The organism is Kitasatospora sp. NPDC058190 (assembly GCF_042883685.1).
In the GTDB taxonomy this organism is placed as follows: Bacteria; Actinomycetota; Actinomycetes; order Streptomycetales; family Streptomycetaceae; genus Kitasatospora.
Genome location: NZ_JBHVVI010000004.1, coordinates 17,683 through 31,743 on the forward strand (window position 1 = coordinate 17,683; position 14,061 = coordinate 31,743).

At 73.1% G+C, this 14,061-nt stretch carries 17 protein-coding genes; 9 read left to right on the forward strand and 8 right to left on the reverse strand.

From position 1 onward, the window contains the following. Nucleotides 1-178 precede the first annotated feature (178 nt). Nucleotides 179-991: an IclR family transcriptional regulator gene (locus ACFVWU_RS02820; RefSeq protein WP_387614586.1), complete on the reverse strand. Its 813-nt coding sequence runs from the start codon at nt 989-991 to the stop codon at nt 179-181. A gap of 159 nt (nt 992-1,150) precedes the next feature. Here ACFVWU_RS02820 and ACFVWU_RS02825 point away from each other — a divergent pair, with 159 nt between their 5' ends. Together ACFVWU_RS02825 and ACFVWU_RS02830 are read left to right on the forward strand one after the other, a co-directional pair. Then, nucleotides 1,151-1,693 carry a kinase inhibitor gene (locus ACFVWU_RS02825; protein WP_387614589.1) on the forward strand — a complete coding sequence of 181 codons (543 nt, stop codon included), beginning with the start codon at nt 1,151-1,153 and terminating at the stop codon, nt 1,691-1,693. 166 nt (nt 1,694-1,859) lie between these two features. Then, nucleotides 1,860-2,099 carry a hypothetical protein gene (locus ACFVWU_RS02830; protein ID WP_387614592.1) on the forward strand — a complete coding sequence of 80 codons (240 nt, stop codon included), beginning with the start codon at nt 1,860-1,862 and terminating at the stop codon, nt 2,097-2,099. Nucleotides 2,100-2,378: 279 nt separating this feature from the next. Here ACFVWU_RS02830 and ACFVWU_RS02835 read toward each other — a convergent pair whose 3' ends face one another. Together ACFVWU_RS02835 and ACFVWU_RS02840 are read right to left on the reverse strand one after the other, a co-directional pair. Further along, nucleotides 2,379-3,260 carry a hypothetical protein gene (locus tag ACFVWU_RS02835; RefSeq protein WP_387614595.1) on the reverse strand — a complete coding sequence of 294 codons (882 nt, stop codon included), beginning with the start codon at nt 3,258-3,260 and terminating at the stop codon, nt 2,379-2,381. Nucleotides 3,261-3,450: 190 nt separating this feature from the next. Beyond that, nucleotides 3,451-4,029 (reverse strand): CAP domain-containing protein, encoded by a 579-nt coding sequence (locus tag ACFVWU_RS02840; RefSeq protein WP_387614598.1) that lies wholly within the window; start codon nt 4,027-4,029, stop codon nt 3,451-3,453. On the opposite strand from ACFVWU_RS02840, the gene ACFVWU_RS02845 reads away from it, so the two are divergent. Then, nucleotides 4,001-4,426 (forward strand): hypothetical protein, encoded by a 426-nt coding sequence (locus ACFVWU_RS02845; protein WP_387614601.1) that lies wholly within the window; start codon nt 4,001-4,003, stop codon nt 4,424-4,426. The genes ACFVWU_RS02840 and ACFVWU_RS02845 overlap by 29 nt on opposite strands. Before the next feature lie 315 nt (nt 4,427-4,741). Here ACFVWU_RS02845 and ACFVWU_RS02850 read toward each other — a convergent pair whose 3' ends face one another. Then, nucleotides 4,742-5,662, reverse strand: coding sequence for a glutaminase (locus ACFVWU_RS02850; protein ID WP_387614829.1), 921 nt, complete (start codon nt 5,660-5,662; stop codon nt 4,742-4,744). 242 nt (nt 5,663-5,904) lie between these two features. Then, nucleotides 5,905-6,612: a DUF3152 domain-containing protein gene (locus ACFVWU_RS02855; protein WP_387614604.1), complete on the reverse strand. Its 708-nt coding sequence runs from the start codon at nt 6,610-6,612 to the stop codon at nt 5,905-5,907. Nucleotides 6,613-6,859: 247 nt separating this feature from the next. On the opposite strand from ACFVWU_RS02855, the gene ACFVWU_RS02860 reads away from it, so the two are divergent. After that, a complete protein-coding gene (locus tag ACFVWU_RS02860) occupies nt 6,860-7,075 on the forward strand; it encodes a heavy-metal-associated domain-containing protein (RefSeq protein ID WP_387614606.1) in 216 nt (71 codons plus the stop codon). Between the two features lie 53 nt (nt 7,076-7,128). On the opposite strand, the gene ACFVWU_RS02865 is transcribed toward ACFVWU_RS02860, so the two are convergent. Further along, the gene (locus ACFVWU_RS02865) at nt 7,129-7,689 is read right to left on the reverse strand and encodes a DinB family protein (protein WP_387614609.1); all 561 of its coding nucleotides are present in this window, start codon (nt 7,687-7,689) and stop codon (nt 7,129-7,131) included. A gap of 99 nt (nt 7,690-7,788) precedes the next feature. On the opposite strand from ACFVWU_RS02865, the gene ACFVWU_RS02870 reads away from it, so the two are divergent. After that, nucleotides 7,789-8,760, forward strand: a complete 972-nt coding sequence (locus tag ACFVWU_RS02870; RefSeq protein WP_387614612.1) for a helix-turn-helix transcriptional regulator — start codon at nt 7,789-7,791, stop codon at nt 8,758-8,760. Between the two features lie 133 nt (nt 8,761-8,893). Here ACFVWU_RS02870 and ACFVWU_RS02875 read toward each other — a convergent pair whose 3' ends face one another. After that, a complete protein-coding gene (locus tag ACFVWU_RS02875) occupies nt 8,894-10,228 on the reverse strand; it encodes a PLP-dependent aminotransferase family protein (protein WP_387614615.1) in 1,335 nt (444 codons plus the stop codon). Between the two features lie 146 nt (nt 10,229-10,374). On the opposite strand from ACFVWU_RS02875, the gene ACFVWU_RS02880 reads away from it, so the two are divergent. The 3 genes from ACFVWU_RS02880 to ACFVWU_RS02890 are packed head-to-tail and all read left to right on the forward strand — an operon-like array spanning nt 10,375 to nt 12,399. Further along, nucleotides 10,375-11,148, forward strand: coding sequence for a crotonase/enoyl-CoA hydratase family protein (locus tag ACFVWU_RS02880; protein ID WP_387614618.1), 774 nt, complete (start codon nt 10,375-10,377; stop codon nt 11,146-11,148). Between the two features lie 43 nt (nt 11,149-11,191). Further along, nucleotides 11,192-11,962 (forward strand): GNAT family N-acetyltransferase, encoded by a 771-nt coding sequence (locus ACFVWU_RS02885; RefSeq protein ID WP_387614621.1) that lies wholly within the window; start codon nt 11,192-11,194, stop codon nt 11,960-11,962. 53 nt (nt 11,963-12,015) lie between these two features. Next, the gene (locus tag ACFVWU_RS02890; protein ID WP_387614624.1) at nt 12,016-12,399 is read left to right on the forward strand and encodes a hypothetical protein; all 384 of its coding nucleotides are present in this window, start codon (nt 12,016-12,018) and stop codon (nt 12,397-12,399) included. Here ACFVWU_RS02890 and ACFVWU_RS02895 read toward each other — a convergent pair. Next, a complete protein-coding gene (locus tag ACFVWU_RS02895; RefSeq protein ID WP_387614627.1) occupies nt 12,371-13,297 on the reverse strand; it encodes a LysR family transcriptional regulator in 927 nt (308 codons plus the stop codon). The genes ACFVWU_RS02890 and ACFVWU_RS02895 overlap by 29 nt on opposite strands. A gap of 232 nt (nt 13,298-13,529) precedes the next feature. Between ACFVWU_RS02895 and ACFVWU_RS02900 the strand changes: the two genes are divergently transcribed. Continuing rightward, nucleotides 13,530-14,060, forward strand: a complete 531-nt coding sequence (locus ACFVWU_RS02900) for an SRPBCC family protein (protein ID WP_387614630.1) — start codon at nt 13,530-13,532, stop codon at nt 14,058-14,060. Nucleotide 14,061: the final 1 nt, after the last annotated feature.

Consider the following 14,061-nt stretch of genomic DNA (forward strand, 5'->3'; position numbering starts at 1 on the left):
GCGCTCAGTGAAAGCACGGTGACGGGAGGTCGGGGCGACTGTCCCTGACCGACCGTCGCCCACCTGGAACCCAGGGCCGAGGAGCGTTCGGCGGTCGCTGTCGTCACGAGCCGTCCGCCCGGTGGCCGGACGGGACCGCACTCTCCACGAGGACCGGCCTCCACGAGGACCGCGGGTGTCAGGCCGGGTCGGGAGCGTCCAGGCGAGGGCCGAGCACCTTGCTGGGGCGGTACCCGAGTGCGGAGCTGGCCTCCTTCGCGGCCGCCACCACGAGGGGGGCGAGCCGGCCGACGTCGTCCACGGTCAGGCGCTGGGTCGGCGCGCCGATGCCGAGTACGGCCGCGAGGTCGCCGGCGTGGTCGAAGACCGGCGCGCTGATCGAGCCGACGCCTTCGTGCCGCTCGTCGAAGGCCGCGGCGTACCCCTGGGACCGGGCCTGCTCGGCCTGCTCGTCCAGGGCGTCGATGTCGACCGGGGTGTGCTCGGTGAACCTCGGCAGGCCGTCCCTGATGAGGTCGGCGCGGGCCGCGGGGTCGTAGGCCAGGAAGACCTTCCCCGGTGCCCCCGCGTGCAGGGGCATCACCATGCCGACTTTGAACAGCCGCATCACGACGTGACGCGTTTCGGCGACGGCGATGACGGTGCGGGACGCGCCGTCCCGGACGTACAGGCACGCCGTCTCGCCGGTCTCGTCGCACAGCTTCTGCAGGACCGGCTTGGTCCGCTGGACGATGTCGAGGCCGAAGGTGCCCGGCGCGGCCCACTGCACGAGGGCGAGCCCGATGCGGTAGCGGTCGCCGCTGCGGTCGAGGAAGCCCTCGCGCACGAGGTTGTGCACCAGCCGCTGGCAGGTGCTCGGGTGCAGTCCGCTGCGCTGGGTGATCTCCCGCAGCGTGGGCTCGGGCTCCGTGACCGAGAAGCAGTCCAGGATCTTCGTGATCTTCCCGAGTACCAGCAGAGGGGGAGTGCCCGTGCCGCGGTCAGTCGCCACTTGGAGCCTCCCTGCGCCTTCCGAAAGCTTCCGGCTTCGCTAGTCGGGCCGTCTGACGGCAACTATATCAACTCACATGATGAGGTCATGGATTACGATGTGAGTCGAGCGTCGGTTGGCTGAAGCATGAACGGCGCCGTACCAACTGGGAGGAACAAGATGAGCCTCGATCGTCCCGTCGCCCCCGACCCCTATGAGCTGCTGCCGGCGGTCGGATCGTTCGATGTGACGTCCACGGACGTCGTGGACGGCGTGCAGATGCCCAACGCCCAGGTGTTCAACGCCATGGGCGTCCACGGCGACAACATCTCGCCGCAGCTGAGCTGGACGGGGTTCCCCGAAGAGACGAAGAGCTTCGTGGTCACCTGTTTCGACCCCGACGCCCCCACGCCCTCCGGGTTCTGGCACTGGCTGGCCGTCAACATCCCGGTCACGACCACCGAGCTTCCCGCCGGTGCGGGCGCCGGCGACGACTCGCTGCCGGCCGGGGCCTTCCACACCCGTACCGATTTCGGCACCGCCGGCTACGGCGGCGCGGCCCCGCCGCAGGGTGACCAGGTGCACCGCTACTACTTCGTGGTGCACGCGGTGGACGTCGAGAAGCTGGACGTCACGCCGGACTCCTCGCCCGCCGTCGTCAGTTTCAACCTCGCCTTCCACACGCTCGCCCGCGCGATCATCACGCCGGTGTACTCGCACTGACGGATCCCGACCGGAGGGCGGCCGCGGGAATCCCGTGGCCGCTCATCCGTCTCAGGGGGCCGGGTCGGGGCCGCCGTGAACCCGTTCGGCGCCGTTGTGATGCGTGCCGGGGTGGGTACGCATGACCAACTCCCACACCACGACGACCGAAGGAGTTGGGCGTGCGATGGAACAGAACCAGCTGGCTCACCTGGAACAGCGGATTCACCACCTGATCACGGTGACCAAAGCCGTGAGCAACGACCCCCACGAGGAGCTGCTCAAGATCATCCACCGGCCGGGCTGGACGACGCCGGCCGAGGCGGCCCTGGTGACCGGCGCCGTCGACGCGCTCATCAAGCAGACCGAGGCCCTGAACGAGGCCCGCACGACTCTCATGGACGGGGCCCGCTCCGTCGCCGGTTGACGGTGGGCCCGCGCGCCGGCTCCGGGACCGCATGCGGGAGCAGCTGCCGCCGGAGCCGGGCCGCCCCCGCTCGACGACGGGCTCACCACCCGCGAGCGCCACGCCTTGGCGACCGTCGGTGCGATCGCTCTTGGGCACCCGGGCCGCCGCGGACCGCGACGCTCCTGTCCGGTTTCCCACCACGGCGGAAGCCGCCGCTGACCGCGCGGTCCTCGTCGGCCGGGGCCGGGGCGGCTTCGGGGGCCGGCAGCCCGGGGTCCAGCATCGCGGCGGATTCCCTCAGCCGACAGGCAAGGTGAGCTCGGCGGTGTGCAGCTGCCCGGCGGTCTGGAACTGCAGGAAGACCCGCCAGTCGCCCGGTTCGGGGAGCAGGGCCTGGAAGGTCAGGGTGGGCCCGCCGTGGTCGCCGTGGACGGTGTCCGCCGGGTGGAGGTGGGCCAGCGCCTGGTCTCCCGCGTGGAAGGCACTGAGGTGGGCGTAGGCGTCCAGGTAGGGCTGGAGGTCGGTGACCGGCCGGCCGTCCTTGCTGATGCCCGCGGTCAACTGGTGTGCACCGGCCATCGGTTGGGAGCGCAGGGTGACGGTGTAGCCGTCGACGGTGGTGGTGTCGGCCGGGGCGGGCAGGGGCACCGGGGTGGCCTCGCCGGGCACGGTGACGGTGCGGCTGAGGACGAGCTCGGCGGCGTGCGGGCCGGTGTTCGGGACGAAGTCGGCGTACAGCCGCCAGGTGCCGGGGGTCAGGGCGGCGAGGTCGGCGGTCCAGGTGCCGTCGGAGGCGAGGTCCGGGTGCAGGTGCTGGAAGCCGGTGAGATCGGTGCGGATCGCGTAGAAGTGCAGCTTCTTGGTCTGGTGGACGGCGAAGTCGGTGACCGGCGCGCCGCCCGGGCCGGTGACGGTGAACCGGAAGGCCGTCGGCCGCCCGGCGGGCAGCTCGGCGGTCGCGGTGTCCAGGCGGTAGCCGTCCTGTTCGGCCGCGAGGCCGCGGGCGGGGCCCTGGGAGGTGCTCGCCGGGTCGGCCATCCCCGCCATGCCCGGCATCCCGGCGTGCGGGGAGCCGGGCGGTGCAGGCGGTACGGAAGCCGCCATCCCCAGGACGAGCAGCACCGGCACGCAGGCCGCGAACAGCCAGCCTCGGGAGAACGAACGAGGAGAGGCGGTCATAGGCGGTCCTTCCCGTAGCGGCCGCGCCGGAAGGGGGCCGTCCTGGGCCGAGGGGTTCGGCTCCACACAGAGGAGACCGGTGGAGAGGAGCGCGATAACGGAAAGCCCCGGGAAAGGGGCGGCGCGCACACCCCCGGACCATGACCACCAGGAGCCGCGCCATCGGCTTCGGCCCCTGGAGGTCATGGCGTCAGCCGGCGAACTCGTGCACGCCCCACCAGCCGGTGGAGTCGTGGTAGAGGGCGACGCCGATCTCCTGGTAACGGGGGTTGATCTGCGCGGCGTGGTGCCCGGGGGACTCGGTCCACATCTTCTGGAACTGCTCGGCGGCCTGTTCCCCGGTCAGGGACGCATCGCTCCACATCACGATGCACTCGCCGGTCAGCACCCGGCTTCCGGTGAGGCTGGGACCGGCACCGGAGGCGTTCTCCGAGTGGGCGAAGCCGGTATCGCGCATGTGCTGGGCCCATTTCTGGGCGAAGTCCGTCAGGTCGGCCTTGACGACCAGGGCCGGGACACCGTTGCGGGCCCGCTCCTCGTTGATCAGCCGCAGCGACAGCGCCTCGGCGCTGCCGACCGGATAGTCCCGAGCCGTGGTGTCGGGGCTCGGTGGGGCGGCGACCGACGTGGCGGGGGCAGGCCGCGCCGCAGTGTTGCTCGGTGGCCTGGAGGCGGAGCTCGGTGCGGTGCCGGTCGGCGCCTTGCCCGGCGCCGTCGTCGCGGTAGGAGTCGAAGGGGCCTTGGGCGCCGACGCGGTCGGCGTGCTCACCGTCGGCGTGCTCGTGGCCGGTGGCGTGGTGGTCGAGGCCGCGGCGCCGTTCCCCGCGGATGCCGAAGGCGACGCGGCCGGCGAGGACACGGACACGGACGGCGAGTTGCCGGCTCCCGTCGCCGTCGCCGTCGCCGTCATGGCACCGGCCGTGCCTGCGGCCGTCCCGCTGTTCTCCGGACCGCACGCGCTCAGCGCGGCCGCGATCACCCCGATGGCCACGGCAGATGCCAGCCCGTGCTTGCGACGTATGGATTGCATGAGAGGAGATGGACTTTCCTGGTCTCGCCCGGCGGCTCGGAGCAGCGCCGCGGTCGTTCCCGCCGCATCCGTTGCCCTGCCGGTCGACGCCTCTTGCGCCGACACCAGAGGAGACCGTTCGCGGCGGCGGCGATAACACTTTGAGCGGCCTGTTCTGTCGGCGTCGGTGGCGCGAGTGAGGAGGACGGCGGTGATGCGCTCGGCCTCGCTGCGGGACAGCAGGAGAAGGACGGTCGGGCCGTCCTGTCGCGAGGCCCCTCGTCGGCCGGATCGCCCGCCTCGCCCTCGACCCCCACCACGAGTGCACCGTGCTCCACCGGCCGTTCCCCGAGTCCCCACCCACGTGCCCGGCTGAGCGGGCGTGAGCCTGAGTCAGGTCACCGATGCTGCGGCTGGAGGGGGTGACGACGGTGGCGCCGCGCTCGGTCGAGCGGGCGCGAACGGCGTCCGGTTAGAACACCGAGCAGCCGGAGAGGGTGGTGAGGGTGTCGAGGGCGGTGACGGCGGCGACGGAGTTGCCGGCCTGGTCGAGCCGGGGGCCCCAGGCGCAGACGGCGGCGCGGCCGGGGAGTATGGCGAGGATGCCGCCCCCGACGCCGCTCTTGCCGGGCAGGCCGACGCGGAAGGCGAACTCGCCGGCGGCGTCGTAGGTGCCGCAGGTGAGGAGAACGGCGTTGACGCGCTTGGTCTCGCTGCGGGACATCAGCCGGGTGCCGTCGGTGCGCACGCCGTAGCGGGCGAGGAAGGAGCCGGCCAGCACGAGGTCGCGGCAGCTCGCGGCGACGGCGCAGTGGGCGTAGTAGTGGTCGAGGACGGTCTCGACCGGGTTCTCCAGGTTGCCGTGGCTGGCGATGAAATGGGCGAGCGCGGCGTTGCGGTGGCCGTGCTCGGCCTCGGAGGCGGCGATCACCGGGTCGGTGTCCAGCAGCGGGTTGCCGGACTCGTGGCGCAGGAACTCCCGTACGGCGCCGGAGGCGTCGCCGGTCAGCGACTGCAGGCGGTCGGTGACCACCAGGGCGCCGGCGTTGATGAAGGGGTTGCGCGGGATGCCGTGCTCGGTCTCCAGCTGCACCAGGGAGTTGAAGGGGTTGCCGGAGGGCTCACGGCCGACGCCCCGCCAGAGGGCGTCACCGCCGTCGCCGCTGTGGGCCAGGGCGAGCGCCAGGGAGAACAGTTTGGAGACGCTCTGGATGGAGAACGGCTGCTCCCAGTCGCCGACGCCGTACAGCTCGCCGTCCACGGTGGCCACGGCCATGCCGAAGGCCTCCGGGTCCGCCGAAGCGAGGGCCGGGATGTAGTCGGCGACCCGGCCGCGGCCGGTGGTCGCCCGAGCGGCCGCCTCGGCGGCCTCCAGCAGCACCGGCCAGTCCAGGCTCTCCCCGTCGTTCACGGCTGTTCCTCCACGTGCACACGCTTGACGATCATGGTTCGGACCGGGTGTCGACCTTTCGGTGACACCCGCTCCGACCAGTGATTATCCGTGGTCCGGGGGCTTGCCGCGTCCGTGGTCCGCGCAGTGGTCCGTCCGTGCTGCGTCGGTGCTGCGGCGTGGTCCGCGCGGTGGGTCGTGCGGTGGGTCGTGCAGGGTGGGTGGAGCCGAAGGCCATCACCGGGTCAGAGCGCCCCGGAGGCGAGCGGGCGAGTATCGGGCGGGCCGGTGAGCAGTGTGCCGGCGTCCGAGTAGGGCCAGCCGTTGGGTACGCAGCCGTGCAGGCCCTTGATCTGCTGCATCATCACCGGTGCGGGGGCACCCGGGCCCGGGCAGTCGACGTGGCCGTTCCCCAGGATGTGGCCGACCTCGTGGTTGACGGCGAGCGCGTGGTACAGCTCGGGCTGGCCCCGGTAGAACTCGGACAGCTCGGTCCAGCGTTCGAGGTTGATCACGACCTGGTGCCCGACCCCGCAGTTCACCGAGCCGCCGGTGTCCAGGCCGTACTGGCCGCAGATCCGGTCGGTGGACTGCGGGGTGGCCAGGTAGACCGTGAAGTCCACCGGGTCGGCGGGCATCCGCTGGAAGGAAGCCGTGTTCCCGGCGGCCCAGCCGCGACGGGTGTCGCCGAGGACGGCGTCCACCTCGTCGGCGAACTGCTCGGGTCGCTCGGCTATCCCCTTCTCCACCCGCACCTTGTAGCGGTAGAGGTGCTCCCCGGTGCCGAAGCGGGCGGAGCCGCCGGGCGCGGTGGTGAAGGCCAGCGACGCCGGTCCGGTGTGCCAGGGCTGCCACCACAGCAGGCCGGCCGTCACCGCCGAGACCAGCGCCAGGGCGAGCGCGCCGTGCCAGGGCTTCCAGTGCTTCCAGTGGTTCAGCGAGGTCTCGGCCATGCGGAGCAACTCCTGAGCTGGGTCAACAAGGGGTGCATCAGGAGGGACGGGCAGGCGGGCGGTGGCGGTTCAGCGGCGGTGCCGGCGGCTCCTGTCGGACGCGGGGTCCGGTCGGTTCCCGGAACCACTCGAAGGTGCCACCCGTGTGGCGTGTTCCTGGGGAACGGCGTCGGATTGGGGTGTTGTGGTGCGGGTCGACCGGTTCGACCGCTCCAAACCCACCAGCTGCCCCATCGGAGGCACCGTCATGTCCATCACCACCGTCCTCACCGTCGACGGCATGAGCTGCGGCCACTGCGAGAAGTCCGTGAGCGCCGGGCTGGCCGCCATCCCCGGCGTCACCGGCGTCGTGGCGGACGCGCCGAGCGGCCGGGTCACCGTGGCCTCGGCCCAGCCGCTGGAGGAGACGGCGCTCCGCAGCGCGGTGGACGGGGCCGGGTTCACCTTCGTCGGCCAGGTCTGACTCCAGTGCGGTGGGGTCTGCCGCCCGAGCCCCGGCGGCAGACCCCGTCCGCCTCAGCCCATGCTCTTCGCGCCGTCCAGGGCCTCGCGGATGATGTCGGCGTGGCCCGCGTGCTGGGCGGTCTCGGCGACGATGTGCATCAGCACCCGGCGGGCCGACCACTCGGCGTCGGCCTCGAACCACGGGGCCTTCGGCAGCGGCCGAGTGGTGCTCAGGTCGGCCAGAGTGGCCACCAACTCGTCGGTGCGGCGGGCGACTTCGGTGTACTCGGCGAGCACGCCGGCCAGCGTCTCACCGGGCAGCATGCGGAACTCGTCGGCGCGGCGGGCGAAGTCGGCCTCGGTGAAGGCGGTGAAGTCGGGCATCGCGGACGGGCCCTCCACGATGAAGTTCGCCCAGAGGCGCTCGACCGAGGTGACGTGCTTGATCAGCCCGCCCAGGCACAGCTCGCTCACGGTGCTCCGCATACCGGCCTGCTCGTCGGTGAGGTCGCGGGTGGTGAACCGCAGGAAGTGCCGCTGCTTCTCCAGCGCCACCAAGAGGTCGGCGCGCTCGCCGGTGACGGTGGTCTCGGCGTTGGCGTTGGCGGCGGCGGAGGTGGTGGTCTTGGTCATGGCTCTGGCCTTCCGTTCGGTTCCTGCTCTCTCGGACAAGAACCACGGTACGGACCATTGCGGTCATTTCCTGTCCTGAATCCCGGAGAGAATCAGGGCATGGCGAACACCAGCACCCGGACGCTGCAACTGCTCTCCCTGCTCCAGACCCACCGGTACTGGCCCGGCGAGGAACTCGCCGACCGACTCGGCGTCTCCGTCCGCACCCTGCGCCGCGACATCGACCGGCTGCGCGAACTCGGCTACCCCGTCGAGGCCCAGCGCGGGGTCGACGGCGGCTACCAACTGGCGGCGGGCGCGGCGCTGCCACCGCTGGTCATCGACGACGAGGAGGCGGTCGCACTCGCGGTGGGCCTGCAGGCGACGGCCGAGAGCCCGGTCGAGGGCGTCGGCGAAGCCTCCGTACGGGTGCTGGCCAAGGTCGTACAGGTGATGCCGGCCCGGTTGCGCCGCCAGGTCGAGGCGCTGCGCGCGATGACCGTTCCGGTCGACTGGGGCACCTCCACGGGCTCCGGCGTCGACCCGGACGTCCTCACGGTGGTCGCCCTGGCCTGCCGCGACGGCGAACGGCTCCGTTTCTCCTACACCGCCGCCTCCGCGCCCCGCACCGAACGCCACGTGGAACCGCACCGGCTGGTCAGCCTGGACCGGCGCTGGTACCTGGTCGCCTACGACCTCGACCGCGCCGACTGGCGGAGCTTCCGCCTGGACCGCCTCACCACCCCGCAGGGCAGCGGTGCCCGCTTCGCCCAGCGGCCCCTCCCCGCAGCCGACGCCGCCGAGTTCGTCCGTGCCGGCCGCAGCGGCATGCCCCGGCCGCACCGGGTGGAGGCCCTGGTGGAGGCTCCCGCCGAGCGCGTGCGCGCGCACGTGGGGCGCTGGGGCGAGGTCGAGGAGGCCGGGGCCGAGCGCTGCCGGCTCGTGATGACGGCGGACTCGCTGGACTGGCCCGCGATGGCCCTGGGCTCACTCGGCGCCGAGTTCCAGGTCGTGCGTCCGCCCGAACTGCGGGAGCTGCTCGGCGAGTGGGCGGCCCGTTTCGGGCGAGCGGCGGGAGCGGGGACGGAGTAGGAAGTCGGCCCGGTCGACTTCTCGTGCGGCCCGGTGGTGGGGGGATTGGGCTGATCGGTTCAGGCCCTCGCGGACCGGGGAGTTCGGATGTGCACGGGAAGTCGGCCCGGTCGACTTCTCCTGCGGCGGGGGCTCACGGGGCGATGGACTCGATGGTGGCGCGTAGGCGGTGGAGGGCCTCGGGGAGTCGGTCGAGTGGGGGTGTGGCGAGGGCGAGGCGGATGGCGTTGGGGTGGTGGGGGGTGGTGGCGAAGGCGTCGGCGGTGGAGATGAGGATGCCCTCGGCGGCGAGGAGGGCGGCGACGTGGTCGGGGCGTTGGTGGGGTTCCAGGGTGAGCCACTGGATGTAGGAGGTGGCGTGGGCCGTGACGTCGAGGCCGGCCAGGGCGGCTCGGGCGAGGGTCTGGCGGGCGGCGGCGTCGGTGCGGCGTTGGTGTTCGAGGCGGGCGACCGTGCCGTCCGCGAGCCAGCCGGTGGCGAGGGCCGTCGTCAGGCCGGGCGCACCCCAGGCGGCCGCGCGTAGCTGGGTGGCGGCGGCGCGCAGGTGGCGGTCGGGCAGGACGGCGAAGCCGAACCGCAGGCCCGGGGCGACGTTCTTGGACAGGCCGGCGACGTAGCAGGTGCGGTCGGGGGCGAGGGCGTGCAGCGGCGGGGGCGGTGCGGCCTCCAGGAAGGCGTAGGTGCCGTCCTCGATCAGCGTGCAGTCGTGTTCGGCGGCGATCGCGGCGAGGTGCTCGCGCTGGGTGCGGTCCAGCACCCAGCCGAGCGGGTTGTGGACCGTCGGGATGGTGTACACCGCGCGGACCGGCCGGGCGCGGCAGAGGCGGTCGAGCGCGTCGAGGTCCGGGCCGGCCGGGGTGACCGGGACCGGGGCCGGGTCGAGGCCGTGGGCGGCGGCGAGCAGCTTGATGCCCGGGTAGCTGAGCGCGTCGACGGCGAGTACGTCCCCGGGGCGGGTGAGCGTGCGCAGGACGCAGTCCAGGGCCTGCTGCGCCCCGCTGGTGAGCAGGACGTTCTCCGGCGCCGTGTCGACCCCGCGGTCCAGCAGGTAGGTGGCCACGACGGCCCGGTCGTGCCGGTGGCCGCCCGGCGGGTGCTGGCGCAGCAGGGCCTCGGCGTCGCCGGAGGTGGCGAGCGCGCGCAGGGCCTGGCGCAGCAGGTCGCCCTGGCCGGGGGCGAGCGGCTGGTTGAAGGACAGGTCGGCCGTCCGGGGCACCGGGAGCGCGCGCGAGGGCTCGATGCCGTCGTAGCCGGAGCGGACCCGGACGAAGGTGCCCCGGCCCTGTTCGCCGACCACCAGCCCGGCGGCGCCCAGTTCGGCGTACACCCGGGTGGCCGTGGCGAGGGCGATCCGGCGTTCCCGGGCGAGCGCGCGGTGGGTCGGCAGCCGGGTGCCGGCCGGGAGGGCGCCGGAGCGGATCGCGGCCGCGTACTCGTCGACGATGGTCTTGTAGGAGGGCGGTCGCATGGGTGGCCTGCCGTTCCGTGGTCCAGGCTGGGCGGGGGGTGGGGCGGAGCGCGTCAGGAGTGTATCCAGGACAATAACTGGATTGTCCTGGGCCGGTGTTCCTAGCCTGCGACGAGCAGGACCAAGGCGAAAGGGAGCATCCGGCCATGACCGTCCGCAGCGAGCGGGACCAGCACGTCGTCACCCTCACCATCGACCGGGAGAAGAAGCTCAACGCCCTCGACTATCCGACGATCGACGCGCTGCTCGCCGAACTCGACCGGATCGACGCCGACGACACCGTCCGCGCCGTCATCCTCACCGGTGCCGGGCAGCGCGCGTTCAGCGCGGGCGCGGACATCCCGTCCCTGGCCGCCAGCATCGCGGGCGGGCCCGAGCGGGCGCTGCGCGAGTTCGTCCGGCGCGGCCACACGCTGACCCGGCGGATCGAGGAGTTCCCGAAGCCGGTCATCGTCGCCGTCAACGGGCTCGCGTACGGCGGTGGTTGCGAGGTCACCGAGGCCGCGCCACTGGCGGTCGCGGCCGAGCACGCGACCTTCGCCAAGCCGGAGATCTCGCTCGGCTTCCCGCCGCCCTTCGGCGGGTCACAGCGGCTGCCGCGCCACGTCGGCCGCAAGCGCGGGCTGGAGATGATCCTCACCGGCGACCCGATCCCGGCGGCCCGGGCCGCCGAGATCGGCCTGGTCAACTCGGTCGTTCCGGCGGACGAACTCCTCGACTCGGCCAGGGACTTGGCGGACCGCATCATCCGGTACGCGCCGACCGCCGTGGCGGCCTGCCTGCGGGCCGTCACCCGGGGGATCAACCTGCCGATCGACGAGGGCCTCGCGGTCGAGGCGGCGGCCTTCGCCGCCACCGTGCCGACGGACGGCGTCCGGGACGGGCTGCGGCGGTTCCTCGACCGCTCGCAGGTCCGCTGAAATTTCGCTTGGCCCGGAGCCGCGGCGGGGCGATCATGGCGGGATGTCCGATCTGCTTGAGCGTGTGACCGCCTTCCATGTCGCCTTCGCCCGCCGCCAGGCGGCCGAGATCGTCGAAGCCCCCGAGTTCCCGGGGGTGTTCGCGGTCCGGGACGAGGAGTTCGTCCGCTCCCACGAGCACAACCACCTGGTCGTCACGGGGCCGGGCACCGACCCGGCGATGCTGCCCGAGCTGGCGGCGCGGTGGCTCGGGCGGCGTGACCAGTACGCGATCACCGTGCTGGACGACGAGTTGGGCGAGCGGGCCGCTCCGGCGCTGGCCGAGGCCGGGTACGAGTCGGGCGCCATCGTGCTCCTGACCCGCGAGACGGAGGGCTGTGAACTGCCCGAACCGGCCGCGCTCCCGGCCGAGTTGGCCGAGCTGCGGGCGCCGGTCCTGCGCCAGCAGTCGGAGTGGTACGGGGACGAGGAACTCGCCCGTCAGCTCACCGACCGCCGGGCCGCCCGGCTGCGCGGCGCCGAGCAGGTGCACTTCCTGGCCGCCCGGACGCCGGACGGGCGGATCGCGGGCTGGAGCGACCTCTACCTCGACCGGGCCGCCGGGCTGGCCCAGTTGGAGGACCTGGTGACCGATACCCGGCATCGCGGCGCGGGCCACGGCGACACCCTGCTCGCCACCGGTCTGGCGCTGGCGGCCGCCGCCGGCATCCCCCGGCTCTTCCTCGCCGCGGACGCCGCCGACTGGCCGCGGCAGTGGTACGGACGGCGGGGCTTCACCGAGATCGGCCGCATCCACTCCTTCCACTCGCGCTGAGCGGTGGAAGGGGCGGTGGCCGGCGGCCGGCCCCGGCCGGTCAGGGCGGAGACGTGACCACGGAACGTGGACTTCCCCGTGCGGTGAAGGCCCTCGACACGCCCGCGCTGCTCCGGCTGGAGGAGCGGGCGCTCGACCTCGGCCTCAGTCAGCGGCTGGACCCGGCGTGGGTGCGCGCCCACGCGGCACCCGGCGGACGGCACTACCTGCGCCCGGCCCTGTGGCATGCCCTCTCCCACCGCCCGGAGCTGCCGGGCCAGTTGCGCTGCGCGGTACTGCTGGCCGTGCGCACCGGGGAGTACCTGCGGAGCCTGCTGGACGTCCTGCCGGAGGACTTCGCCGAGCTGCCGGGCGCCGTCCCGGGGGAGGAGGGCCTGCGGCGGGCCCTGGACGGCGGCGCACCGTCGGTCAGGCAGTGGCGGACTCCGGAGGGCTAGCGGGTGTCGCGCCCCGCCCGCAGTGGGCCGCGACGGTGTCGGCGAAGGCGCGGGCCAGCGGACCCAGGGTGTCCCAGTCGCGCAGCGCCCAGCCGACGGTGAGGCCGGGCAGGTCGGGCAGCGGCAGCAGCCGCAGGCCCGGGTGGCCGGGGCCCTGCCACTCGGGGAGTGCGGGTACGACGGCCTGGCCGAGGCCGAGTTCGGCCAGCAGGATGGCGGTGTCCCAGTCCGTGACGCTGGTGTCGAAGACCGGCCGGATGCCCGACTTGCCCAGCCAGTCGTCGAGTTGGGAGCGAGACACCGAGTTCTGCGGCAGCCCGATGAGCCGGGCGTCCTGGAGGTCGGCGGGTTCGACCCGGTCCCGGGCGGCGAGCGGGTCGTTGGCCGCGACGGCGAGGACCCAGGGCAGGTCCACCACGGGCCGCTGGTCGACGCCGCGGACGGGGGTGCCGAGGGTGATCCAGGCCAGGTCGACGTGCCCGGCGGTGAGCGCCTCCAGGCAGTTGCGGCTGGAGACCCCGGTCTGGAACTCCAGGCTGACCTGCGGGAAGCGCTGTCGGAAGTCCACCACGGCCGCGGACATGAAGTGCCGGATACTGGTGGCGCCGGTGGTGATCCGTACCGATCCGCCTTCCCCGCGCGCGAGTTCGGCGATGGTGCGCAGCGCGTGGTCGATCCCGCCCAGGCCGGTGGCCACGGCCGTCTGCAGATGGCGTCCGGCCTTGGTGGGGACGACGCCGCGCGGGTGGCGCTCGATCAGGGTGAGGCCGAGCTCGCGCTCCAGCCGCTTCACGTGCTGGCTGACGGCGGACTGGCTGCACGCCAGGTCGCGGGCCACGGCGCTGAGCGAGCCGGCCCGGCAGACGGCGGCGAAGACACGGAGGTCGTCAAGGGTCACGGGGATCCAAGGTAATGCTTGGAAATGCCCCAGCAAACCGGTGGATTGACTTGGATGTCCGGCAGGATCGATCATCGATCGCAGGGCCCGCGAGAAGGGCGGCAACCCGCCCGCTGCCTTCGCGGTGTTCCGGACGCCGAGGCGGGGGTACGGCGGGTGTCGACCCGTAGGAGTTCGCTGGATCGGCTGCATCAGGTACGTGGGGCGACATCAGGTACGGAGGGGGAGCGGCATGCGGTACGCCGATGGTCCGGGCACGCAGTGCGAGGTGATCGTCCGGGCCGAGGTGGAGCGGGTCTGGGGGTTGGTGACCGACATCGCCCTGCCCGCCCGGCTCAGCCCGGAGCTCCAGCAGGTCGCCTGGCTGGACGGCGCGGACGGCCCCGCGGTGGGCGCGCGCTTCGAGGGGCACAACCGCCGGGTGAACATGCGCGACTGGCGGACGGTCTCCGAGGTGATCGAACTGACGGAGTGCCGCGCCTTCGCCTGGGCCGTCATGGACGTGGACGGCCGGTACGGCGACCCGGTGTCGGAGGTGCCCGGTGCGCTGGCCCGGTGGCGCTTCGACCTGACTCCCGAGGACGGTGGCACCCGGGTGCGCCAGTCGGTGGTCATCGGCCCCGGCCGCAGTGGCGTCACCCTGGCCATCGAGGCCGGGCCGGAGCTGGAGGAGAAGATCGTCGCCTTCCGGTTGGACGAGTTGCGCGGCGGGATGACGGCGACCCTGGAGGGAGTCAAGTCGCTGGCCGAGGCGGGGCGTTAGG